This is a genomic window from Aminobacterium sp. UBA4834 (assembly GCF_002400205.1).
In the GTDB taxonomy this organism is placed as follows: Bacteria; Synergistota; Synergistia; order Synergistales; family Aminobacteriaceae; genus Aminobacterium; species Aminobacterium mobile.
Window position 1 is genome coordinate 396 of sequence record NZ_DHFC01000020.1, and the last position, 539, is coordinate 934.

Below are 539 nucleotides of genomic sequence, written 5' to 3' on the forward strand. Positions count from 1 at the left end.
TTCCTATAAGGGATGGAAACCCTATTTCAGCGATAAAATCATTGGCGCTTCCGCCTCTTTTTATACTTCCTATAAGGGATGGAAACTATAATAGCTCTAGTATTCGCAGTTGAGAATAGGCAACTTTTTATACTTCCTATAAGGGATGGAAACTGAGTAGCATTGACATGGACGAATGGGCAAAACTCAGCTTTTTATACTTCCTATAAGGGATGGAAACAAATGGATCTCAGCGAGCATATCCGATCTGGCGATCTTTTTATACTTCCTATAAGGGATGGAAACATGGAAGGAGGCCGTTAAATGAACGATCTTGTAGATCTTTTTATACTTCCTATAAGGGATGGAAACCTGGGGTATTCCTGAAGAAGATGTAGAAGAATTTGCTTTTTATACTTCCTATAAGGGATGGAAACTCCATTCTACTTTTCGATACACCGCAGCTCAACAGTACTTTTTATACTTCCTATAAGGGATGGAAACGCAAGAGCCATAGGAGCAAGTGATTCGCAAGTTTGCCTTTTTATACTTCCTATAAG

General features: G+C 39.0%; 1 CRISPR repeat array.

From position 1 onward, the window contains the following. Window positions 1-56 precede the first annotated feature (56 nt). Window positions 57-483: a CRISPR direct-repeat array (repeat unit 30 nt; unit sequence CTTTTTATACTTCCTATAAGGGATGGAAAC). The last annotated feature ends 56 nt before the right edge of the window (window positions 484-539 follow it).